The sequence below is a fragment of the Micromonospora sp. BRA006-A genome (assembly GCF_033433935.1).
In the GTDB taxonomy this organism is placed as follows: domain Bacteria; phylum Actinomycetota; class Actinomycetes; order Mycobacteriales; family Micromonosporaceae; genus Micromonospora; species Micromonospora aurantiaca.
Genome location: NZ_JANCLW010000001.1, coordinates 381,413 through 403,671 on the forward strand (window position 1 = coordinate 381,413; position 22,259 = coordinate 403,671).

Below are 22,259 nucleotides of genomic sequence, written 5' to 3' on the forward strand. Positions count from 1 at the left end.
CGGTGACCCCGGACTACTACCTCATCCTCGCGGCGGTGCTGTTCACCATCGGCGCCGTGGGCGTGCTGGTCCGGCGCAACGCGATCGTGCTGTTCATGTGCATCGAGCTGATGCTCAACGCGGCCAACCTGACCCTGGTCACGTTCAGCCGGATCAACGGCGACCTGAACGGCCAGATCATGGCGTTCTTCGTGATGGTGGTCGCGGCGGCCGAGGTCGTGGTCGGGCTCGCGATCATCATGGCGATCTTCCGGACCCGGCGCTCGGCCAGCGTCGACGACGCCAACCTGCTGAAGTACTGAGGGGCTCGTGGTGGAACAGATTCTGACGATCGCCCAGTCTGAGCCAGCCGAAGCCGTCACCTTCGCCACGGCGGACGGGATGCTGGGCAGTGTCTGGCTGCTGGTGGCGATCCCGCTGGTCAGCGCGGCGATCCTGCTGCTGCTCGGCAAGCGGGCCGACCGCTGGGGCCACTGGCTGGGCGTGGGCGCCATCGGCGCCGCGTTCGTGCTCGGGCTGACCTACTTCCTCCAGCTGCGCGGTCTGGAGAACAAGCAGGTCGAGCTGAGCCTCTGGGACTTCATGGCGGTCGGCAACCTGAAGGTGGACTTCGGTCTGCTCTTCGACCCGCTGGCCGCGGTCTTCGTCCTGCTGATCACCGGGGTGGGCTTCCTTATCCACCTCTACGCCGTGGAGTACATGGCGCACGACGCGGGCCGGCGGCTGTTCTTCGCGTACTTCAACCTGTTCGTCGCCGCCATGCTCCTGCTGGTGCTCGGCAACAACTACGTGATGCTCTACTTCGGCTGGGAGGGCGTCGGTCTGGCGTCGTACCTGCTGATCTCCTTCTGGTACGGCCGGCCCAGCGCGGCCACCGCCGGCAAGAAGGCGTTCCTGATGAACCGGGTCGGCGACGCCGGCCTGGCCATCGGCATCTTCATCATGTTCGCCATGCTCGGCACCACCCAGTACGACGAGGTGTTCAACGGGGTCGGCTCGATGACCTCGACCACCGTGCTGGTGCTCGGCCTGCTGCTCCTGCTCGGCGCGGCCGGCAAGTCCGGTCAGTTCCCGCTCCAGGCGTGGTTGCCGGACGCGATGGAGGGCCCGACCCCGGTGTCCGCGCTCATCCACGCGGCCACCATGGTCACCGCGGGCGTCTACCTGATCGCCCGCTCCAACGCGATCTTCTCGGCCAACGAGACGCTCCAGCTCGTGGTGGTCAGCGTCGGCGCGCTCACGCTGCTGATGGGCTGCATCATCGGCGCGGCCAAGGACGACATCAAGCGCGTGCTGGCCTGGTCGACGGTGAGCCAGATCGGCTACATGTTCCTCGGCGTCGGTCTCGGTGGCGGCGCGTACGCGCTGGCCATCGTGCACCTGCTGGCGCACGGCTTCTTCAAGGCCAACATGTTCCTCGGCGCCGGCTCGGTCATGCACGGCATGAACGACCAGGTGGACATCCGCCGCTTCGGCGGGCTGTCCAAGTACATGAAGGTCACCTGGCTGACGTTCATGATGGGCTGGCTCGCCATCATCGGCATGTTCCCGTTCTCCGGCTACTTCTCGAAGGAGCCGATCATCGTGGCCGCGTTCGAGCGGGAGGGCTGGACGGCCTGGCTGTTCGGCATGGCCGCGCTGCTCGGCGCCGGGCTCACCGCGTTCTACATGACGCGGCTGTTCGTGCTCACGTTCCACGGCCCGAAGCGCTGGACCGAGGACATCGAGCACCCGCACGAGTCGCCGAAGCTGATGACCATCCCGCTGATCCTGTTGGCGGTCGGCTCGGTCGGCGCGGGCTTCCTGCTCGCCACCTCCGTGCCGGACTGGCTCACCGCCACCAACGGGCTCGCCGCCGAGAGCGGGGAGCACGCGCCGGTGCTGGCGCACTGGCTGCTCACCGCGCTGTCGCTGCTGCTCACCGTGCTGGGCGCCGGGCTGGCCTGGTTCCTGTTCCGCTCCGGTACGGCCACCGAGCCGCAGCCGGCCGGCGTGGTGGTCACCGCCGCCCGCCGGAACCTCTACACGGACGCCTTCAACGAGGCGGTCTTCGAGAAGCCGGGCATCTTCCTCACCCGGGCGCTGGTGTTCCTCGACAACCGGGGCGTGGACGGGCTGGTCAACGGCCTGGCCGCCGCCGTGGGCGGGGGCTCGGGCCGGCTCCGGCGGCTCCAGACCGGCTTCGTGCGGTCGTACGCGACCTCGATCCTGACCGGCGCGCTGCTCGTGGTGGCGGCGTTCCTGGCGGTACAGGCGGGGTGGTTGGCGTGATCGACCTCAACGCGGCCGCCCCCGCCGGCGGGCCACGCAGTCACGACGGAGGTAAGGCCGAATAATGTCCAACTTCCCGTTCCTCTCGGTGCTGACCGTGGCGCCGCTGGTCGGCGCCCTGGTGGTGGCACTGCTGCCCCGCAGCCGCCCGGACCTGGCCAAGCTGGTGGCGTTCGGCTGGTCGCTGCTGGTGCTGGTGCTTTCGGTGGTGATGTGGTTCGCCTTCTCCGCCGGTGGTGACCGGTTCCAGTTCCGCGAGTCGTACCCGTGGATCCCGAACTGGGGTGTGAACTTCACCTTCGAGGTGGACGGCATCGCGCTGGTCATGCTGATGCTGATCGCGATCCTGGTGCCGCTGGTGATCCTGGCGTCCTGGCACGACGCCGAGGCGTCGAAGCGCTCGGTGCCCGCGTACTTCGCGCTGCTGCTCGTCCTCGAATGCACGATGATCGGCGTCTTCGCCGCCGCCGACGTCTTCCTGTTCTACGTGTTCTTCGAGGTCATGCTGGTGCCGATGTACTTCCTGATCGGCAGCTACGGCGGCCACCAGCGGCAGTACGCGGCGGTGAAGTTCTTCCTCTACTCGCTGGTCGGCGGTCTGTTCATGCTGGCCGCGGTGATCGGCCTCTGGGTGGTCGGCGGGAAGACCTTCGACTGGCAGGCGCTGAGCCAGGCGGAGTTCGCCACCGACACGGCCCGCTGGCTGTTCCTCGGCTTCTTCGTGGCGTTCGCGATCAAGGCGCCGTTCTTCCCGTTCCACACCTGGCTGCCGGACGCCGGTGGCGCGGCGCCGGCCGGTGCCGCCGCGCTGCTCGTCGGCGTGCTGGACAAGGTCGGCACGTTCGGCATCCTGCGCTACTGCCTCCCGCTGTTCCCGGAGGCGTCGCGCTGGTTCGCGCCGTGGGCGCTGGCGCTCGGCGTCATCGGCATCATCTACGCCGCGCTGCTGGCGGTCGGCCAGAACGACCTGAAGCGGCTGGTGTCGTACACCTCGATCGCGCACTTCGGGTTCATCGGCGTCGGTATCTTCGCGTTCACCACCCAGGCCGGCACCGGCGCGGTGCTGTACATGCTCAACCACGGCCTGGCCACCGGCCTGCTGTTCCTGGTGGTCGGCATGCTGATCGCCCGGCGCGGCTCGGCGCTGATCAGCGACTTCGGCGGCGCGGGCAAGCTGGTGCCGGTGCTGGCCGGTGTGCTGTTCTTCGCCGGTCTGGCCTCGCTGGCGCTGCCCGGTACCGCACCGTTCGTCTCCGAGTTCCTGGTGCTGATCGGCACGTTCACCGTCAACAAGCCGGTCGCGGTGATCGCCACGCTCGGCATCATCCTGGCGGCGGCGTACGTGCTGTGGATGGTGCAGCGCACCACCCAGGGCACGCTGAACCCGGCGCTGACCGAGGTCGAGGGCATGCGACGCGACCTCACGCTGCGCGAGAAGGTGGTCGTCGCGCCGCTGATCGCGCTGATCGTGCTGCTCGGCTTCTATCCCAAGCCGGTCACCGATGTCATCAATCCCGCCGTCCAGGCGACCATGCAGGACGTCGGCAAGTCCGATCCCGCCCCTGAGGTCGGCAGCGTCCAGGAGGCCGCAAAATGACCGAGCTCAAGCTGCCGTCGATCGACTACGCGGCGCTCGCTCCCATCCTGATCATGCTGGGCGCGGCGCTGCTCGGGGTCCTGGTCGAGGCGTTCGTGCCGCGCCGTCTGCGCAACGCGGTGCAACTCGGGCTCGCCCTGGTGGCGATGCTCGCCGCGATCGTCATGGTGATCCTGAACGCCGACGACCGGCTGATCACCATCGGCGGCGCCATCGCGATCGACGGCCCGACGCTGTTCCTGCAGGGCGCCATCCTGGTGCTCGCGGTGATGGCGCTGCTGCTCGTCGGCGAGCGCACGGTGGAGCGGGGCGGCGCGTTCGTGGCGCACGCCGCGGTCACCGCCGAGTCGGCGGAGGACCGCCGGCAGGCCGAGGGCGTCGGCGGTGCCACCGAGGTCTACCCGCTGATGTCGTTCGCGATCGGCGGCATGCTGATCTTCGTGGCGGCGAACGACCTGCTGACCATGTTCGTGGCGCTGGAGGTCTTCTCGCTTCCGCTCTACCTGCTCTGTGCGCTGGCCCGCCGCCGGCGTCTGCTGAGCCAGGAGGCGGCGCTGAAGTACTTCATGCTCGGTGCGTACGCCTCGGCGTTCTTCCTGTTCGGTGTGGCGCTGATCTACGGCTTCACCTCCGGGATCCCGGGCCGTACGGCGGGCGTCGACTTCGCCACCGTGCACGCCGCGGTCACCGACTCGCCGTCCAGCCCGGTGCTGCTGTTCGCCGGTATGGCGCTGCTCGCCATCGGTCTGCTGTTCAAGGCCGCCGCCGCGCCGTTCCACGTCTGGACGCCGGACGTCTACCAGGGCGCGCCGACCCCGGTCACCGGCTTCATGGCGGCCTGCACCAAGGTCGCCGCGTTCGGTGCGCTGCTGCGCGTCTTCCACGTCGCGTTCGCCGGGGCCTCCTGGGACTTCACCCCGGTGCTCGGCGCGATCGCGGTGCTGACCATGCTGGTCGGCGCGGTGCTGGCGGTCACCCAGACCGACATCAAGCGCCTGCTGGCGTACTCGTCGATCGCGAACGCCGGTTACCTGCTCGTCGGTGTGCTGGCGCCCAGCCGTGAGGGTCTCTCCGGCACCATGTTCTATCTGGCCGCGTACGGCTTCTCGGTGCTCGCCGCGTTCGCCGTGGTGACGTTGGTGCGCGACGCCGACGGGGAGGCCACCCACCTGTCCCGCTGGGCCGGGCTGGGCCGCCGCTCGCCGTTCTTCGCGGCGATCTTCACGTTCATCCTGCTGGCCTTCGCCGGTATCCCGCTGACCAGCGGCTTCACCAGCAAGTTCGCGGTCTTCGGCCCGGCCCTGGAGGCGAACCAGGCGTGGCTGGTGATCGCCGGCGTGCTGACCAGCATGGTGCTGGCCTTCCCGTACCTGCGGGTCGTCGTGATGATGTGGCTGTCCGAGCCGGGCGAGTCCACCCCGACGGTGACCGTGCCCGGCGCGCTCACCTCGGCCGCCCTGGTCATCGGCGTGCTCGCCACGCTGGTCCTCGGCGTGGTGCCGGGTCCGCTGCTCGATCTGACCACCGGCGCCGCCGAATTCGTCAGATGACAGAGGTGTTCCCACCGGGGGCCGGTACGCCGTGGCGTACCGGCCCCCGGCCCGTATCCCCGTCGACGAGCAGGTCGAACGGGTGTGGCATGGTTGAGGACGTGGCGAACCCGGCTGGCGAGCGTTCAGGTCAGTTCGGCGCGCTCGGCCTGCACCTCGCCGACCCGCGCGTCGAAGCCTCAGTGCTGGGCGTGCTCGACCGGGTCGAGACGAGCCTGCGGGCGAGCGTGGCGAGCGCCGATCCGTTGGTGACCGAGGCGTCCCGGCACCTGGTCGAGGCCGGCGGCAAGCGGTTCCGTCCGCTGCTGGTGGCGCTGGGCGCCCAGTTCGGCGAGCCAGACGCCGACCAGGTCGTCCCCGCCGCCGTGGTGATGGAGCTCACCCACCTGGCGACGCTCTACCACGACGACGTGATGGACGAGGCCGCCGTGCGGCGTGGCGCCCCGAGCGCCAACTCCCGCTGGACCAACTCCGTCGCCATCCTGGTCGGCGACTACCTCTTCGCCCGGGCCGCGGACATCGCCGCCGACCTGGGCCCCGAGGCGGTACGCCTCCAGGCGCGCACGTTCGCGCGGCTGGTGCACGGCCAGATCGCCGAGACGGTCGGCCCGCGCGACACCGACCCGGTCGCGCACTACCTGCACGTGATCGCCGAGAAGACCGGCTCGCTGATCGCCACGTCGGCCCGCTTCGGCGGCATGTTCGGCGGCGCGGCGCCCGAGCACGTCGAGGCCCTGGCCGCGTACGGCGAGATCATCGGTGTCGCGTTCCAGCTCTCCGACGACCTGCTGGACATCGCCAGCGAGTCGGTCCAGTCCGGCAAGACGCCCGGCACCGACCTGCGCGAGGGCGTACCCACCCTGCCGGTGCTCTACGCGATGGCCTCCGACGACGCGGACGCGGCGAGCGTACGGCTGCGCGAGATCCTGGCCACCGGCCCGCTGGTGGACGACGCGCTGCACGCCGAGGCGCTGGGCCTGCTGCGGGAGTCGCCGGCGCTCAAGCGCGCCCGGGAGACGGTGCGCAGCTACGCCGAGGACGCACGCGCCCGGCTGGCTCCGCTGCCCGAGGGTCCGGCGCGTCGCGCGCTGGAGTCCCTCTGCGACTACATCGCCGACCGCACCAGCTGATCCCCGCGCTGACCCCACGCGCGCCCACCCTCACTCGCTCGGGCTCTCGTCGATCATGAAGTTGACGGTCGCCCATACGGCGTGTCGCGCCGCTAACTTCATGATCGTCGCGACGGGGCTCGGTGCCGGCGCGGACGGTCAGGGGAGAGCGGGGGTGGGGCGTAGGAGGCGGGCGCCCAGCAGCATCAGGAAGGCGGCCAGGAGCATCGCTACGGCGGCAGTCAGCCACATCGCCGGGTAGCCCGCCGCGCCGGCCAGCGCGCCCAGGCCGAGCGGACCGAGGCAGCCGCCCGCGTACACCCCGGTCTGGGTGATCGAGGTGGCGGCGGCCGGGGCCTGCGGGTGGAGCCGGACCACGGCGAAGTTCATCAGCCCCGGCCAGGCCCAGCCGAGACCGAAGCCGAGCACCACGCCCGCTACCAGCGGCGCCGAGCCGGCCACCGCGAGCAGGATGAGGCCGACCGAGCCGGTCAGCAGCATCCCGGCGATCAGCCCGACGTGCCCGCTGGTGCGCCGGTCGGCCAGCCAGCCGACGCCGACCCGGGCGAGCACGCACACCACGCTGCCCAGCGTCAGCGTCAGGCCGGCCAGGCCGGGGGAGAGGCCCCGCGCCGCCGCCGAGTCGACCAGGAACGTGCCGAGGGCGTTCGCCGCGGCTGCCGCGAGCGTCGCGGCCAGCCCGATCACCACGAGCGGGCCGGTGCCGCCGGGACCGCGACCGGAGGCCGCGCGGGCCCGCCGGTCCCGTCCGGCCCGGGGTACGGCCGGCAGCACGGCGAGCGCGGCCACCGCAGCCGCCACGAAGGCCCAGCGCCAGCCGGCGGTGAGCGCGACAGTGGGGACCGCCAGACCGGCCAGCAGCGTGGCGGCCGGTACGGCGGCCTGCTTCACGCCGAACGAGAGGCCCTGCCGGTGGGCGGGTACGTGCTCGGCCAGCGCGGCGTTGCTGGCGAGCTGCCCGAGGGCGTTGGCGGCGGCGCTGAGGGCCAGCAGGGCCACCAGGACCGGGTACGACCGGGCCAGCCCGGCCACCGCCAGCAGCGAGGCGGCGGAGAGCAGGATGGCGGCCCGGGCGACCGGGGCCGACCCGAAACGCTCGACCAGGGCGCCGGAGGGCACCGAGGCGAGCGCGCTCACGCCGAAGTAGATCGAGACGGCCAGGCCCAGCCCGGCCGGGCTGAAGCGGAGTTCGTCAGCGAGCTGGACGGCGAGACCGCCGACCAGGAAGACGGGCAGGACGCACACGATCGTGGTGAGGGTGGCGCCTGCGCCGACCGTGACGGCGTGCCGGGCCGCCGGAGGGGCGGCTCGCGAAACTGTTTCAGTCATCGCGAGCACACCTTACGCCCGGACGTTTTGGCTGCTCATCGTGTCCGTCGACACACTGTCTGTGTCCGGTCTTCTGGCATCCTCCATCCGAACAGGCATTTCGCACTCGGCCGGTTTTTCATATGGTGTAAGTCCCCGGCGGCGGAGGTGGTTGTGCGCGACCCCTTGGCGGAACCTTCGGACCTGATCCGCAGTGTGTCCCGCGCGCTTCGAGTGCTCGAGTCGGTCGGCCGTGCGCCGAGAGGGCTCACCGTGAAGCAGATCGCCCGGCGCTGCGAGCTGACCGTCGCCACCACGTACCACCTGGTGCGCACGCTCGCGTACGAGGGCTACGTGATCCGGCGCGAGGACGGGACGTACATCGTGGGGTTGGAGGTGGCCGACCGCTACCGCGAGCTGGTCACCGCGTTCCGGGGGCCGCCGGCGGTCGGTGAGGCGCTGCGCCGCGCGGCGTCGGACACCGGCTGGAGCCACTACCTCGGCCGTTTCGTCGGCGGGCAGGTGGCGGTGACCGCGTCCGCCGAAGGGCCGCGCTCGCCCTACATGGAAGACCTGGTGCCGGGGTTCGACGAGGGCGCGCACGCCACCGCGCTGGGCAAGAGCCTGCTCGCCACGCTCACCACCGAACAACGCTTCCGCTACCTGCGCGAGTACGGCATGCGCCCGTTCACCACCGCCACCCTCACCACCGTCGAGGCGTTCGAGGCGGACCTGGCCGCCGGTGACCGGCGCGGCATGCAGCTGGAGCTGGGGCAGTTCCGGCAGGGCGTGGCGTGCGCCGCGGTGCTCGTCAGCCCGGACAAGGACATCGAGCGCCGGGTGGTGCTGGCGTGCGCGCTGCCGGCCGGCGAGATGATGACCTCGGCCCGGGTGGTCCGCGCCAAGCTCCTCACCGCCGCGCGCGCCATCGCCGACGGCATCGCCTCGGAGAACTGACTCGCCGCGTGCCGATCGCCGCCGGGACCGCCTCGGAGAACCGACGAGGGGCCGCCGACCTGGTGGGTCGGCGGCCCCTCGCGGGGCGGTCCAGCGCCGGACCGCCCCCGGGGTGGGTCAGCTACCGACCGGGCCGCCGTCGAGGCGCCAGGTGACCACCACGCCGGGCTTGGCGAAGTCGCCGTCCGGCCAGGTGGAGGCGGGGTTCTCCACCGACGCACCGGAGACCTCGCCCGGGTGCTGCACGGCCACGAAGACCGAACGGTTGTCACCGGTGATGAACGGGCCGCAGGTCTCCGCGCCGAGCGGCACGGTGAGGAACTGCTTCAGGTGGCCCCGCTCCGGACCCTCGACGGCGGTGGCGAACAGGCCGTCGTTGCTGCCCAGCGCGTTGCCGTCGGTCGAGATCCACAGGTTGCCGGTGGCGTCGAAGGCGACGTTGTCCGGGCAGGAGATCGGGGAGACCTTGGTCTTGTCGTACCCGGCGAAGTAGGTGGAGGCGTCGGCCGGGTCGCCGCAGACGATCGGCAGCGACCAGGCGAAGGTCTCGGCGGTGTTGTCGCCGCGGTCCTCGACCAGCTCCAGGATCTGCCCGTGCTTGTTGCTGTTGCGCGGGTTCGCCTCGTCGGCGGGCGCCTTGCCGGCCTTGCCGCGGTCGCTGTTGTTCGTCAGCGCCACGTAGACCTTGCCGGTGAGCAGGCTCGGCTCGACGTCCTCGGGGCGGTCCATCTTGGTCGCGCCGACCTTGTCCCCGGCCAGCCGGGTGAAGGTGAGCACGTCGGCGGCGGTCATGCCGTCGACGTACGAGCGGTTGCCGCTGACCAGCTTGATCCAGCGGCCCCGGCCGCCGAACCCGCCGTCGGCCGGGAGCGTGCCGGAACCGTCGATCTCGGCGGCCGGGCTGTCGCCCTCGATCTTCGCGACGTAGAGCGTGCCGGACTCCAGCAGCGTCAGGTTGTGCCGCCGGGCCACCAAGGACTTCCCCGGCATGAACTTCTTGTCCGAGACGAACTTGTAGAGGTAGTCGAAGCGCTCGTCGTCGCCCATGTACGCGACCACCCGGCCGTTGCGGGCCACGATGACGTTCGCGCCCTCGTGCTTGAACCGGCCCAGCGCGGTGTGCTTGCGCGGCTTGGCCTGCGGGTCGAACGGGTCGATCTCGACGACCCAGCCGAACCGGTTCGCCTCGTTGGGGTGCTTGGCCAGGTCGAAGCGCTCGTCCGCCCGCTCCCACTTGCGGCTGCCGCTCGGGTGGCGCACGTCGGTCGGGATGCCGTACCGGGCCAGCTTGGGCTTCTGCTCCTCCGGCACGCCGTCGCCGCCGACGAAGTACTGGTTGAAGTTCTCCTCGCCGGAGAGCACGGTGCCCCACGGGGTGACGCCACCGGCACAGTTGTTGAGCGTGCCGATCACCGTCCGGCCCTTCGGGTCGGCGGCGGTACGCAGCCACGCCGAGCCGGCCGCCGGGCCGGTCAGCTCGAACTTGGTGGCCAGCGCGGTGACCCGGCGGTTGTACTCGCGCCGGCCGCGCCGTACCGGCCGCCACTGCCCGGTGTTCTCCACCCGCTCCAACTCGACCACGGACATGCCGTGCGCGGCCATCGCCACCCGCACCTGCTCCACTGTGAGCGCGTCCTGGCTGGTGAAGCCGGGGAACATCAGGTCCTCGTTCGTGTACTCGTGGTTGACCACGAGCAGCGCGCGCCGCCTGTCGATCGGCAGCACGCCGACGAAGTCGTTGTTGTAGCCGAACTGCTTGGACTGGGCGGCGGCGGTCTGCCGGCCCAGGCTGAACGCGGGCGCGCCGGGCACGACCTCGTCACCCCAGCGGATCACGACGGAGTGGTCGTACCCGTTGGGGACCACGAGGGTGTCGAGCTTGTTCGGCGGGATCGGCTTGAACGTCAGCGCGCCGCTGCCGGGGCGGCCCGCACCGGCGGGCGACACCTCGCCGCCGCCGGGAACCGGCGGGGCGGCGGGCGCGGCGGCGGCCGGCGCGGCGCCGGCCAGCGCACCCGCGGCGGCGCCGCCGAAGCCGAGCACCAGCGCGCCGACCGCGCCGGCCCGGACCACGCCGCGCCGGGAGATCTCGGTGTCGACCACGTCGCCGAAGTACGGGTTGTCGGTCGGGTTCGGCACCGGGTGGTCACACGCGTTGCCGCACCGGTACAGACAGGTCATCGCGTCGCGGCTGCCGTGGCGGGTGCCACCCAGCAGCGGAAGCAGGCGAGGCCGGTCGCTCATGAGGTGGAGCCTCCTGATCTCAACGTCGGACGGCGCGCGGGTGATCGGCTCGCGCGCTCACCCGCCGGACGCTGCCAGGGCACGGTGAGCGGCGATCGGCCCGGACCTGAACCGGACGTGAACAGCTCCGCGTTGACCTGCGGATGAACCGTTCGGCGTCACGGCACGTATGGAAGGGCGAACGCATCGCCGGTTTCCCCGCCGCCGGAAGCGAGGTACCGCCATCAGCGACCACGACGCCCAATTGCTGCGCGCGCTGCACGACGAGCATGCCGACGCGCTGTACGCGCACGCCCTGCGGCTCGTCAACGGCGATCGGCCCCGGGCCGAGGACCTGGTGCAGGAGACGCTGCTGCGCGCCTGGCGGCACCCCGAGTCGCTGGACCCGCGGCGCGGCTCGGTACGCGCCTGGCTGTTCACCACCGCGCGGAACCTCGCGATCGACGCCTGGCGGCGGCGCTCCGCCCGGGTCGGCGAGGTGTACACGGACGAACTGCCCGAGACCGCGGAGACGGTCGACGAGACGGAGCGTGCGGTGGAGGCGTGGACCGTCGCCGAGGCGCTCAACCGGCTCAGCCCGACCCACCGGGAAGTGCTGGTCGAGTGCTTCTACCAGGGGCGTTCGGTGGCGGAGGCGGCGGCGCGGCTGGGCGTTCCACCGGGGACGGTGAAGTCGCGTACCCACTACGCGTTGCGCTCACTACGGTTGGCGCTGGCCGAGATGGGGGTGACCGGGTGACAGGCTGCGAGTTCGCGCACGACGACGGGGCGTACGTGCTCGGTGCCCTCGCTCCGGCGGACCGGGTCGCCTACGAGCGGCACCTGGCCGGGTGCGCGCAGTGCCGGGAGGCGGTGGCGGAGATCGCCGTGCTGCCCGGCCTGCTGGGCCGGCTCGACCCGGCCGGGCTGGAACAGTTCCTGGAGGTCGGGCCGGAGACGTCGCGGGTGCCCGCGCTGCTCGACGCCGCGCGCGAGCGCAAGCGCCGCGAGCGGTCCCGCTCCCGCCGACGGTACGCGCTGACAGCGCTCGCCGCCGCCGCGCTCGCGGTGCTGGCGGGCGTCGGCGTGGGACTCGTGCAGTCGCCGGCCGAGCCGACCAAGCCGCCGGTGGCGCTGGCCTCGATGCGGCCGGTGGCCGGGACGGTGCCGGTGCACGCCGAGGTGGGGCTGACCGAGACGCCGTGGGGCACCGAGGTCACCATGCACTGCGGGTACGACAGGCGGGCCGGGCACCGGGAGGCGTACACGTTCCGGCTGGTGGCGCACGGCCCGGACGGCGCGACGGAGCAGATCGGCTCGTGGCTCGCCGCTCCCGGTGACGACCTGCGCTTCTCCGGCGTCACCCGCTTCACCAAGGGTGAGTTGGTCCGCCTGGAGTTGCTCCGAGGCGCTGATTCCCCCGTCCTTGCCTACGACCTCCGCTGAGGCCTCGGCGATCTTGCACTTGCGGCCCTCGGCGCGGGTGTTGTCACCCGTTCTGCCCGGGCAGCAAGTGCAAGATCAGCGGGGAGAAAGGACGGAGGGCTCGGTGCGGGCGGCCTGGCGGGTGCGGTGGGAGTGGCGCAGGGCGTCGGCGGTGAAGACCACCAGGGCGAGCCAGACCAGGGCGAAACCGGCCAGCCGAGCCGGCGGCATCGGTTCGTGGAAGATCAGCACGCCGCAGCCGAGCTGAAGGATCGGCGCGAGGTACTGCAACATGCCGACAGTGGACAGCGGCAGCCGGTTCGCGGCCCCGGCGAACAGCAGCAGCGGAATCGCGGTGGCGGCCCCCGCCAGCACCAGCAGCGCGGTGTGCCCGGCCGAGACGTGCCCGAACGTCGAGTCGCCGCGCGCCGACAGCCACCCCAGGTACGCCATCGCGGGCAGCGCCAGCACCGCCGACTCGACGAACAGCCCTTCCGTGGCCGGCAGCGCGAGCCGCTTCTTGACCAGCCCGTACCCGGCGAAGCTGAACGCCAGGGTGAGCGCCAGCCAGGGCAGACGGCCGTAGTCGGCGGTGAGCACCGCGACCGCGAGCGCGCCGACGCCGAGTGCCGCCCACTGCGCCCGGCGCAGCCGCTCGCGCAGCACGAGCACGCCGAACAGCACGGACACCAGCGGGTTGATGAAGTAGCCGAGCGCCGTCTCCACCACCCGGTCGGAGTTCACGCCGTAGATGTACGCGCCCCAGTTGACGGCGATCAGCGCGGCGGCGAGCCCGATGCCGGCGAGCGCCCGGGGTCGCCGGGCCAGCTTGCGCAGGAAGCCGGCGTGCCGCGTGGCGGCCAGCAGCAACGCCACGAACGCCACCGACCAGAGGATCCGGTGCGCGAGGATCTCCACCGGCCCGGCCGGGCGCAGCAGCTTCAGGTAGATCGGGAAGAAACCCCAGATCAGGTACGCGCCGACGCCGTAGAGGTAGCCGAGCCGGAGCTGGTTCACCGCTCCACCGTAAGTGGTGAATCCTTATCCTGGTCCTTATCGGTGATCGGCGTCACCCGCTGATCCAGCTCCATCCACCGATCCGCCGCGACCGGCTTGAAGCCGATCTTCGCGTAGACCCCGTGCGCATCGAGTGTGGCGAGCAGGATCCGGCGTACGCCCAGCTCGTTCAGGTGGTCGCGGACCGCGCCGGTCAGCCAGGTGCCCAGCCCGCCACCCCGCTCGGCCGGGTCCACGTACACGTCGCACAGCCAGGCGAACGTGGCCCCGTCGGTGACCACCCGGGCGACGGCGACCTGCCGGCCGTCACCCGGCCGGTAGACGCCGAAGCCGATCGAGCCGGCGAACGCGCGCGCGACAGTCTCCCGCTCCCGTCCCAGCGCCCAGTACGCGTCGGTGGAGAGCCAGACGTGCACCCGGTCCAGGTCGATCCGGGCCGGGTCGGTGCTGATCTCGTAGCCGTCCGCGCGGGTCACTGTGAACACGCGGCCGAGGCTAATACCACCGCCCCGCCCTCTCGCCAGCCAATTCCCTGCTACTGGCCTGGTGGGCCCGGCCGGCCGCCGTGGCGACCGGCCGGGGCCCGGCGTCAGTCGCGGTCGAGGACGGCGCCGAGGATCCAGGTGACGATGCCGACGAACAGTGCGCCCAGCACCGCCTCCGGCCAGAACCCGTCCACGTGGAAGGGCAGCCCGGCCTCACCGGCGATCCAGCTGGTGAGCAGGAAGAGCAGGCCGTTCACCACGAGCGCGATCAGGCCGAGGGTCAGCAGGTAGAAGCCGCACCCCACGGTCTTGATGATCGGCTGGAGCACCGCGTTCACCACGCCGAAGATGACCGCGACGAGCACCAGCGTGATCACCGTCTCGGTGGCCGAGTCGGAGTCGAGCGAGATGCCCGGGATGAGCAGGGTGGCGAGCCAGAACGCCACCGCCGTCGAACCCACGCGAATCAGAAGACCCTTCAGGAAATCCATGGCCGGGATCGTGCCACGGCCGTACCACCAGGGGAAGGCTCGACCTGGTTGGCGGCGGTGCGGCGCGTCAGTGCCGCGCCGGGCGACCGACCAGTTGCGACTCGACGGGCGTGGGCGAGAGCAGCGCCCAGCGCAGTGCCCGCCGGTTGACCACCGCCACCATGTCGTCCCGGATCCGGGTCAGCCACTCCGCGGAGCCGCCCAGGCCCAGCGCCGCGCCCGCCAGCGCGGCTTCGTCCGGGTCGAGCGGCTGGAGGATCGCCAGGTCCGCGCGGGCCAGCGCCTGCGTGTCGGCCGGGGTCAGCTCGTCGCGGACCACCAGGACCGACTGCCAGGCGGCGGCCGGGCCGGGCTCCGGCGGCACCGGGCCGGCGTCCACCACCACCAGCAGCGGGTGCAGCGGCGAACCGGGCGTGCCGCCGGCCGGACGACCGGGCGGAAGCAGCGGTACGCCCCCAGCGAGCGTCCCGACACCCCGTACGAACGGCTCCCAGAACCGGGGACGGCCGGTCTGCACCACCACGCGCGCGCCGAGCGCCAGCGCCCGCAGCACGAGCAGTTGCGCCGCGGCCACGCCGCCGACGAGCAGCACCCGGGTCGTGGCCGGGCGGAACAGGCGGACGGTGAGCGCGGCGCCGTGCCGGTTCGCGCCCACCATCAGGCCGGCGGTGGCAGGGGGCAGGTCCAGCGCGGGCGGAGGCGACCCGGCCGGGGACGCGACTCCGCCGATCACCGCCAGCGGCAGCGTGGCGGCCAGCCCGGCCAGGTGCTCGCCGTCGAGCCGGCGCAGCTCGCCGCCGACGTCACCGGCGACCCGGCGCAGCGTGCGCTCCGCAGTCGACAGTTCGGCCGCGCTCCCGGCCGCTACCCGTACCGCCAGCTCGGCCGGGACCGGCGTCGCACCGATGCGCGGACCGGCGGTCAGCGCGACGGTGGTGGCGGTGGCCGATAGCGCGAGCAGCCGCCCCACCAGCCCGCGGGCCGCCTCACCGCGCGGATCCGGCCACCGGCGCAGACGCCAGGTGGCCTGCGTCAAGCCGCCGACGGCGAGCAGCGGCCATGTCTCCCGCACCGGGGCGCCGGCCTCGTGGTGGGCCAGTTCGGCGATCACCCGCAGCGCCGCGTCGCCGCCGAGCGGCCGTGCGGTGAGCGGGCCCAGCCGGCGGACGAGCCGCCGCAGGGTGCCGGACAGCGCCCGCAGCAGATCCTCGTCCGGCCAGCCGTCGGCACGCAGCACCTGGACGGCCAGCACCACGCGGGTCCGCCCGGCCACCCGGCCGTCGGTGAGCTGGCGGTACGACGTACCCGCCGGGCCACCCGCGACGGCGGGCGCGGGTGCGGGCGACGACGAGAACACCAGCTGCAACCGGATCGCGGGGGCGTCCGGGCCGGCCGGGGGAAGCAGGTCGAACGGCGTGGGCAGCTCGGGCGCGTGGTCGCCGAGCAGATCGTCCGGGTCGCCCAGCTCCAGCAGCGCGGTCAGGCCGGCGGCGTCGTGCACCACTGCCGCACCGCCGGACGCCTCGGTCGCGCCGACCACCGTGCCCGGCCGGAGCAACTCCAGCAGCGCCGCCGGCTCGGCCGTCGCCGGCAGGGCGCGGCGCCGGGTCAGGTACGCGGCGGCGGTGACGAGCCACTCGTGCAGCCAGCGGCCACGCACCCGTACCCAGGCGGCCAGCAGCAGCAGGGCCGCAGCCAGCAGCGAGACGGCCGTCGGTACGACACCTCGCCCGGCGGCCGCCACCAGCGCCGCCACCGCGACCTGGGTCGCCACGATCTGACCGGCGCGCAGCCGCGCTGCCGGCCGGCTCGTCCACTGCGGTGTCCGGACCGGTACGGACGCGGGCCGCTCGGACGTACTGGCGGTCACCGCACCTCCTCGCCGGGCCTCCGCGTGACGTTGTCGTGGCTCATCGTAGTGGGCGAGTTGTCCACAGGGGAGCCCGAAGGGGTAGCAGAACCGAAGTCGGACGGCTACCGTCAGCGACGAAATCGTCGAGTTGCGTGTCCGCCGCCGCCGGGCTTCCCCCTCCACCGGCCCCGGACCCCCGCCGACGAGTCCACGGTGGTCACACGGTGGCCAGCCACGACCGAGGAGACGAGGTGACGTCCGGGATGTCCCAGACCCAGGCAGAAGCCGCGGTGATGCAGCAGACCGCCGCGAAGTTCGAGCAGGTCGACCAGTCGCTCCAGACCATGCTCAGCGGCCTGATGGCCGAGCTGGAGGTGCTGCAGCAGGCCTGGCGGGGCGCCGGTGGGCGCTCGTTCGCGCAGGTCAAGCAGCAGTGGGCACAGGATCAGGCCGCCCTTCAGCGGGCGCTGCGCGAGACCGCCACCGCGATCCGCAGCGCCGGCCGCCACTACGACGTCTCCGACACCGAGGCCGCCGGCCGGGTGGCGGGCACCAACCGCGGCATCCAGCTGCCTCTCTGACAACCGGAAGGATCGAACTCATGGAGCACGGTGTGCTGGTCGTCAACTTCGCCGCCCTGCAACAGGCGGGCGCCGACATCCAACGGGCGCTGTCCACCCTGGAGAGCCAGCTCGGTCAGCTCGAACGCGACGCCGCCCCGCTGGTGGCGAGCTGGAACGGCGAGGCCCGCGAGGCGTACGAGGTGCGGCAGTCCCGGTGGCGGGCCGCCTCGCAGGACCTCCAGGCGATGCTGCGCGACATCAAGCTCGCCGTGGAGGACTCCGCGGCCGACTACCTCGACACCGAGAAGCGCAACGCCAACCTGTTCCAGTGAACCGACGCCGCGCGGCACGGGCAGGTGACCCGGGCCGCGCGGCGTCGCACGTGATCCGCTGTCATCTCGGCGCGACAGTGCCGGCCGGGTCGGCCGCCCGCCAGCGTCGGCGCGCGCCGCGCGGCAGCACCAGGGCGAGCGCCGCCACGAGTACCACCGCCCCGCCCGCCACTGCGGCGGCCAGCAGCGCCCGGTCCCGGGCCGAGTCCCGGCGGGACTGGCGGGCCAGCGCGGCCGGATCCGGGCGGTCCTCGGGGAGCGCGGCACCCGGCCGGGTACGGGAATCCGTCGCGCCGGCCGACTCGGTCACCGCCCGGTACGGGTTCAGCACCCCCGCGCCGTAGCCCGCGTCCCGCCCCGGTGCCGGGTCGGCGGCGGCCACGATCCGCCCGGCCACCTCGTCCGCGCTCAGCCGGGGCCGGTACTGGCGCAGCAACGCCGCCGTACCCGCCACGAACGGGGTGGCGTAGCTGGTCCCCTCCGCCCGCTGGTGCCCCGACCGGGGCGCCGCCATCAGCACCTCGCTACCAGGGGCGACCACGTCCACGTACGAGCCGGTCTGGGAGAACGCCGAGCGTGTCCCGTCCCGCCCGATCGCGCCGACGCCGAGCACCCCGTCGTACGCCGCCGGGTACGGCCGGGGATCACCGTTGTCGTGCAGGTTCCCGGCGGCGGCCACCACGACCACGTCTCGCCGCACCGCGTAGGCGACGGCGGCGCGTACCGCCGGGTCGTCCGCGTACAGGACCACGGAGAGGTTCAGCACGTCGGCGTCGTGGTCCACGGCCCAGCGGATGGCCCGGGCGAACCCTGCCGCGTCGACCGTACGCCCCGACTCCCGTCCCTCGACCACCTGCTGCTCGCTGACCCGTACCGGCAGGATGCGCGCGTCCGGCGCGAGGCCGCGGAACGCGACGCCGGGCTGCGGGGCGGCGGCGATGATGCTCGCCACCCCGGTGCCGTGCCCGGCGCAGTCCCGGGTGCCGTCCCCGCCCCGGTCGAGGAAGTCGGCGCCGTCGAGTACGCGGCCGGCGAGCTGCGGATGGGACCGGTCGACACCCGAGTCGACGACCGCGACCACGACTCCGGCGCCCGTCGCGAGCGGGGTGAGCCGGTCCGGGGCGTACCGCTGCTGCGGCCACGGCTGGTCCGCGACCGGGCGGGCCGGCGCGGGCGGCGAGGCGCAGCCGGCCGGCGCGCGAGCCGCCGACGCGGCGGCCGGAACTCCGGTGACGAGGAGCGTCGCCAGGGCGGCCACGACGGGGTACGCGACTGGCCGAGACATCGACGACCTCCGTAACGTGTCGGCTCCGGAACGGGATGTTAGCGCCTCGCTCACTCCGGGGCCGCCCGTCGATGGGCAAGAGTCCTGATCTTGCCGCCACCTTGTAGGTTGTAGGCGATGCCTGTGGCCTGTTCGCGGAAGGAGAGGTGGCCGTGACCGGATGGGAGCCGGCCACCGAGGCCGAGGTGGCGATGCGGGATGCGCTGCGCGCGCAGGACCAGCAGCAGTACTTCCGCGTGCTGACCCGCGTCGATCTCCTGCTTCCGATCGCGAGCGGGCCGTCCGCCGGGTGGGGTACCTGGACCGCCGGGGGTCGTACCCACGTCCTGGCCTTCACCTCCGTCGCGGCGCTGCGCGCGAGCCTGGGGGAGAACGCGGGTGCCACCCGCCGCGTCCCCTACCCGGATCTGGCAGCCGGCTGGCCCAACCCCGAGTGGTGGCTGGCGGTCGATCCCGGCCTGCCGATCGAGGGCTACCTGCCCGCCTGGTACGTGGCTCAGCTCTCCCGGGGCGACGTCCGGCTCCCCGGCCGCACCATGGGCGCCCGCGCGCGGCTGGAACGGGTGGAGAACGCCACCCGGGGAGCCCGGAACACGGTGCCCGAGGCCGCGCCCCGCCCGCCTGCCGTTCCCGTCCCACCGGCCGCCGTCCCGCCCGCGACCGTGCCCCATTCCGTCGTCCCGCCGGCCGCTGTTCCGCCACCGGCCGTGCCGCCGCCCGCGATGCCGCCTCCGGCCGTGCCGCCGGTGGCCGGTGCGCCGGGCCGGGACGAGCGGCTGATGGAGGCCGGCGAGCCGCCCACGGTGCCGATGCGGGCCGCCTCGGTCCTGGGGCGACGCCTGCCCACCGTGCCGCCCCGCCGCCGAGGGCCGGACGGCGACGTCCCGAGCCGGACCGCTCCCGGCGCCGAGCCGGAGACGGACGCCCTCGACGGCTGGCTCACCGACCTGCGCCGCCGCCCGGACGAGCCGGACCCCTTCGCCGCCGCCCCGGCGGCACCCGCCGACGAGCCACCGGCCGCCGCCGCTCCGCCGCCGGCGCGTTCCTTCTTCGAGCCCTCGTCCGGTGGCCGCTCGGCCCGTCGCCCGTCGCCGCTGGATCCGTCGCGCCGGGCCGGTGAGCGTGCCGCCCCGCCGACCCGGTTCGCCGGCGGGCAGCCGTTTCCGCGCCGGCGGCCGCTGAACGAGCCGGTACGCGAGGGCCCGACCCAGGCCTTCCCGACACGGACGGACGAGCCGTCGACCGTGCCCCGGTCGGAGGAGGCCACCCAGGCGTTCCGGCCGACCCGCCCGTCCGAGGACGCGACCGAGGCGCTGCCCCGGCGGCACACCGGCCCGACCCCGGCTGCGCACACCGCACCGGCCTCTGCGGCGCAGGCCGGACCGGCCACCGCCGCGCACGTCGGACCGGCCACTGCCGACGGGTGGGGGGCCGCGCCGGGCAGCACGGATGGCGACACCGCGCGGTGGGAGACGATCGACGAGCCGGTGGAGGAGTTGCCTCCGTCGATCGCCGAACCGGTGTCCGCACCGCCCGCGTCGCGCCGCGACTTCACACCCATCGTCATCGAGGGCACCGTCATCGAGGCCCGCGACCTGACCGAGCCGGAACCGGTCTGGTCCGCGCAGCCGACCGGCCCGGTACGCGCGGAACCGGCCGAGGGTGGGCCCTGGGCCGGCACCGCCGACCCGACGATGCCGGTCTCCGTGGACCCGCCGGTCGCCGACGACACGGTGAGCCTCGCCGAGCCGGCGCCGACCCACCTCGGCGCGCCGGACCGGAGCGCGGAGCCCGACGAGCCGACGGTGTCGCTCGCGTCCGCGTCCGAGCCGACGACGTCGCTGTTCGAGTCGCCGCCGCAGGCAGCGGAGCCGACGACGTCGCTGTTCGAGCCGCCGGCACCGGCAGCGGAGGCCACGGCGCCGCTGCTCGCGTCATCGTCGGCTGAGCCGACCGTCTCGTTGTTCGACCGGGTGCCGGCCGAGCCGACCGCGCCGCTGTCCCATCCAGCTGAGGGCGAGCCGACGGTGTCGCTCGCGTCGGCGTCCGAGCCGACCACGTCACTGTTCGACGCGTCGTCCTCGGCGGGTGAGGCCACAGCGCCGCTGTTCGCGTCGTCGGCTGAGCCGACCGTCTCGCTCTTCGAGCCGGTGTCGACCGAGCCGACCGCGCCGCTGTCCACGTCGCCGGCTGAGGCTGAGCCGACGGTGTCGCTCGCGTCGGCGTCCGAGCCGACCACGTCACTGTTCGACGCGTCGTCCTCGGCAGACGAGGCCACGACGTCGCTGTTCGCGTCGTCGGCTGAGCCGACCGTCTCGCTCTTCGAGCCGGCGACAAGCGACGACGAGCCGGTCACCACGTCGCTGTTCGCGTCCAGCGACGCGACCGCCGCGCTGTCGACGCCGACGGCGGAGCCCGCGGCACCCACCACGACAGACGCCCCGGCGGCCGCCGAGTTCGTACCGGCGAACGACGTCGAGGAGGACCTGCTGGCCGCTGCGGGCAGCGGCAGCACCGACGGGTTCCTCACCACGCTGCTGCTGGCCCGGGTGCTGCTGCCGGTCGCGCCCGACTCGGCCGCCGGCAGCCGGCCGGGCGACAGCGGCTTCGTCTGGCACGCCGACCAGGTCGACGGCGAGAGGTGCGTCACGGTCTACACCTCGCCGGAACGTCTGGCCGAGCACACCGAGGGCCAGATCGAGACGGTACGGGTCAAGTTCGTGCAGCTCATCCGCAGGTGGCCGGACGTGGCCTGGTCGTTCCGGGTGAACCCGGGCAGCCCGGTCGGCGCAACGTACCCGGGGGAGCAGGTCCTCGCGCTAGCCAACTGGGCGGCCGAGGTGGGTCTCGGCGACGATCCGGAGCCGGCCGCCGCGCCGCAGCCGGCGGAACGACAGCGCCCGGAGGCGCCCACCATCGCCGCGAACCGGCCGGTGACCATGCAGAAGGCGATCGCGGCGAGCCAGCTCGCGTACTACCTGGAGCGTGGCTACGACCGGGTCTCCGGGTTCGTGCACCGGGCCGGGGAACTGGCGCATCTGCGTACCCCGGCGGAGCTGTACGGCGCGCTCGGGCTCGGCCACCCGGGTTCGCCGTTCTCCCCGGACGACGAGGAGATCTACCTGCTGCGCTGGCCCGCCTACCGGCCGAGCCTCTACCGGATCCCGTACGGCGGCCCGAACGAGGCGGCGATGCGGGCGATGGAGGGCTGGGTGATCGAGCGGCCCCCGTTCCGCGGCAACGGCTTCGCGCCGGGGGAGAGCAGCGACGTGATCGCCGAGTTCAAGGTGGACAGCGCCCGGCTCCCGCACGGCGCCGAGCTGTGGCGGGTCGGCGCGGACGGCGACAGCAGGCTGGTCGCGGTCCTGGACACCGACGAGCTGCTGTGGCGCAAGGCGGACGAGGCGTGACCCGCGACGGCTACGTGGCCCGCTGGCGGGGCCGGGAGTACCAGGCCAGCCCCGACGGCGACGACATCCGCCTGTACCAGCCGGGCCCGGACGAGGGATTCACCGAGGTACGCCCCGGCCGCTACGTCCGGGTGGTGCCGGCCGCCGAGGTCGACGATCTGGCGTACGTGCGGACCACCTGCACCTGGCAGGGACAGCCGTTCATCGTGCTGGCCGAGCACGAGGGGTGGCTGCGGCTGGAGTACACCGGTGGGCGCTGGCCGGTGGCCGAGGCGATGGGGCTGGAGGCGTTCGACTTCGGCGTCTACCAGGGCTGGGCGCCGGCGGCCGAGGTGGCCGACCTGGGCGAGCAGCGGGTCTGAG

General features: G+C 73.1%; 19 protein-coding genes. 12 read left to right on the forward strand and 7 right to left on the reverse strand.

Features of this window, described 5'->3' with window-relative positions:
• Positions 1-2: 2 nt before the first annotated feature.
• The 5 genes from nuoK to NMK34_RS02000 all read left to right on the forward strand — a co-directional run bounded on the left by nuoK (position 3) and on the right by NMK34_RS02000 (position 6,548).
• Positions 3-302 (forward strand): NADH-quinone oxidoreductase subunit NuoK, encoded by a 300-nt coding sequence (nuoK, locus tag NMK34_RS01980; RefSeq protein ID WP_013283611.1) that lies wholly within the window; start codon positions 3-5, stop codon positions 300-302.
• Positions 303-309: 7 nt separating this feature from the next.
• Positions 310-2,271 carry an NADH-quinone oxidoreductase subunit L gene (gene nuoL, locus NMK34_RS01985; RefSeq protein WP_396882026.1) on the forward strand — a complete coding sequence of 654 codons (1,962 nt, stop codon included), beginning with the start codon at positions 310-312 and terminating at the stop codon, positions 2,269-2,271.
• A 64-nt stretch (positions 2,272-2,335) separates the two neighbouring features.
• Positions 2,336-3,868: an NADH-quinone oxidoreductase subunit M gene (locus NMK34_RS01990; protein WP_013473559.1), complete on the forward strand. Its 1,533-nt coding sequence runs from the start codon at positions 2,336-2,338 to the stop codon at positions 3,866-3,868.
• A complete protein-coding gene (gene nuoN, locus NMK34_RS01995; RefSeq protein WP_318331974.1) occupies positions 3,865-5,418 on the forward strand; it encodes an NADH-quinone oxidoreductase subunit NuoN in 1,554 nt (517 codons plus the stop codon). Before NMK34_RS01990 ends, nuoN begins: the two co-directional genes overlap by 4 nt.
• 89 nt (positions 5,419-5,507) lie before the next feature.
• The gene (locus NMK34_RS02000; RefSeq protein ID WP_318331975.1) at positions 5,508-6,548 is read left to right on the forward strand and encodes a polyprenyl synthetase family protein; all 1,041 of its coding nucleotides are present in this window, start codon (positions 5,508-5,510) and stop codon (positions 6,546-6,548) included.
• Between the two features lie 138 nt (positions 6,549-6,686).
• Here NMK34_RS02000 and NMK34_RS02005 read toward each other — a convergent pair whose 3' ends face one another.
• Positions 6,687-7,877 (reverse strand): MFS transporter, encoded by a 1,191-nt coding sequence (locus NMK34_RS02005; RefSeq protein WP_318331976.1) that lies wholly within the window; start codon positions 7,875-7,877, stop codon positions 6,687-6,689.
• Positions 7,878-8,030: 153 nt separating this feature from the next.
• Here NMK34_RS02005 and NMK34_RS02010 point away from each other — a divergent pair, with 153 nt between their 5' ends.
• Positions 8,031-8,813, forward strand: a complete 783-nt coding sequence (locus NMK34_RS02010; protein ID WP_013283617.1) for an IclR family transcriptional regulator — start codon at positions 8,031-8,033, stop codon at positions 8,811-8,813.
• 117 nt (positions 8,814-8,930) lie between these two features.
• Here NMK34_RS02010 and NMK34_RS02015 read toward each other — a convergent pair whose 3' ends face one another.
• Positions 8,931-11,057 carry a PhoX family phosphatase gene (locus NMK34_RS02015; protein WP_318331977.1) on the reverse strand — a complete coding sequence of 709 codons (2,127 nt, stop codon included), beginning with the start codon at positions 11,055-11,057 and terminating at the stop codon, positions 8,931-8,933.
• A gap of 169 nt (positions 11,058-11,226) precedes the next feature.
• Between NMK34_RS02015 and NMK34_RS02020 the strand changes: the two genes are divergently transcribed.
• Positions 11,227-11,796: a sigma-70 family RNA polymerase sigma factor gene (locus NMK34_RS02020; RefSeq protein WP_013283619.1), complete on the forward strand. Its 570-nt coding sequence runs from the start codon at positions 11,227-11,229 to the stop codon at positions 11,794-11,796.
• On the forward strand, positions 11,793-12,482 hold the full coding sequence (locus NMK34_RS02025) for a zf-HC2 domain-containing protein (protein WP_318331978.1): 690 nt from the start codon (positions 11,793-11,795) through the stop codon (positions 12,480-12,482). The genes NMK34_RS02020 and NMK34_RS02025 overlap by 4 nt, the downstream gene beginning before the upstream one ends.
• Positions 12,483-12,557: 75 nt before the next feature.
• Here NMK34_RS02025 and rarD read toward each other — a convergent pair whose 3' ends face one another.
• The 4 genes from rarD to eccE all read right to left on the reverse strand — a co-directional run bounded on the left by rarD (position 12,558) and on the right by eccE (position 16,324).
• Positions 12,558-13,478, reverse strand: a complete 921-nt coding sequence (gene rarD / locus NMK34_RS02030) for an EamA family transporter RarD (RefSeq protein WP_318331979.1) — start codon at positions 13,476-13,478, stop codon at positions 12,558-12,560.
• A complete protein-coding gene (locus tag NMK34_RS02035; protein ID WP_318331980.1) occupies positions 13,475-13,963 on the reverse strand; it encodes a GNAT family N-acetyltransferase in 489 nt (162 codons plus the stop codon). The genes rarD and NMK34_RS02035 overlap by 4 nt, the downstream gene beginning before the upstream one ends.
• A 104-nt stretch (positions 13,964-14,067) precedes the next feature.
• Complete coding sequence (locus tag NMK34_RS02040; RefSeq protein ID WP_013283623.1) at positions 14,068-14,454, reverse strand: phage holin family protein; 387 nt, start codon at positions 14,452-14,454, stop codon at positions 14,068-14,070.
• 67 nt (positions 14,455-14,521) lie between these two features.
• Complete coding sequence (gene eccE, locus NMK34_RS02045) at positions 14,522-16,324, reverse strand: type VII secretion protein EccE (protein WP_318331981.1); 1,803 nt, start codon at positions 16,322-16,324, stop codon at positions 14,522-14,524.
• Positions 16,325-16,569: 245 nt separating this feature from the next.
• Here eccE and NMK34_RS02050 point away from each other — a divergent pair, with 245 nt between their 5' ends.
• Together NMK34_RS02050 and NMK34_RS02055 are read left to right on the forward strand one after the other, a co-directional pair.
• Positions 16,570-16,887, forward strand: a complete 318-nt coding sequence (locus NMK34_RS02050) for a WXG100 family type VII secretion target (RefSeq protein WP_018787788.1) — start codon at positions 16,570-16,572, stop codon at positions 16,885-16,887.
• A 20-nt stretch (positions 16,888-16,907) separates the two neighbouring features.
• Positions 16,908-17,201, forward strand: coding sequence for a WXG100 family type VII secretion target (locus NMK34_RS02055; RefSeq protein WP_135242906.1), 294 nt, complete (start codon positions 16,908-16,910; stop codon positions 17,199-17,201).
• Positions 17,202-17,262: 61 nt separating this feature from the next.
• Here NMK34_RS02055 and mycP read toward each other — a convergent pair whose 3' ends face one another.
• On the reverse strand, positions 17,263-18,486 hold the full coding sequence (gene mycP, locus NMK34_RS02060; RefSeq protein ID WP_318331982.1) for a type VII secretion-associated serine protease mycosin: 1,224 nt from the start codon (positions 18,484-18,486) through the stop codon (positions 17,263-17,265).
• A gap of 152 nt (positions 18,487-18,638) precedes the next feature.
• Here mycP and NMK34_RS02065 point away from each other — a divergent pair, with 152 nt between their 5' ends.
• Positions 18,639-21,896, forward strand: coding sequence for an SseB family protein (locus tag NMK34_RS02065; protein WP_318331983.1), 3,258 nt, complete (start codon positions 18,639-18,641; stop codon positions 21,894-21,896).
• Positions 21,893-22,258: a hypothetical protein gene (locus NMK34_RS02070; RefSeq protein ID WP_114919301.1), complete on the forward strand. Its 366-nt coding sequence runs from the start codon at positions 21,893-21,895 to the stop codon at positions 22,256-22,258. Before NMK34_RS02065 ends, NMK34_RS02070 begins: the two co-directional genes overlap by 4 nt.
• Position 22,259: the final 1 nt, after the last annotated feature.

Bases quoted from the DNA above. Each gene is read 5' to 3' on its own strand.
- NMK34_RS02040 (WP_013283623.1), bottom strand. From the start codon at position 14,454: ATGGATTTCCTGAAGGGTCTTCTGATTCGCGTGGGTTCGACGGCGGTG.
- nuoN (WP_318331974.1), top strand. From the start codon at position 3,865: ATGACCGAGCTCAAGCTGCCGTCGATCGACTACGCGGCGCTCGCTCCC.
- mycP (WP_318331982.1), bottom strand. From the start codon at position 18,486: ATGTCTCGGCCAGTCGCGTACCCCGTCGTGGCCGCCCTGGCGACGCTC.
- NMK34_RS02000 (WP_318331975.1), top strand. From the start codon at position 5,508: ATGGTTGAGGACGTGGCGAACCCGGCTGGCGAGCGTTCAGGTCAGTTC.
- NMK34_RS02015 (WP_318331977.1), bottom strand. From the start codon at position 11,057: ATGAGCGACCGGCCTCGCCTGCTTCCGCTGCTGGGTGGCACCCGCCAC.
- NMK34_RS02005 (WP_318331976.1), bottom strand. From the start codon at position 7,877: ATGACTGAAACAGTTTCGCGAGCCGCCCCTCCGGCGGCCCGGCACGCC.
- NMK34_RS02055 (WP_135242906.1), top strand. From the start codon at position 16,908: ATGGAGCACGGTGTGCTGGTCGTCAACTTCGCCGCCCTGCAACAGGCG.
- NMK34_RS02050 (WP_018787788.1), top strand. From the start codon at position 16,570: ATGTCCCAGACCCAGGCAGAAGCCGCGGTGATGCAGCAGACCGCCGCG.
- NMK34_RS01990 (WP_013473559.1), top strand. From the start codon at position 2,336: ATGTCCAACTTCCCGTTCCTCTCGGTGCTGACCGTGGCGCCGCTGGTC.
- NMK34_RS02020 (WP_013283619.1), top strand. From the start codon at position 11,227: ATGGAAGGGCGAACGCATCGCCGGTTTCCCCGCCGCCGGAAGCGAGGT.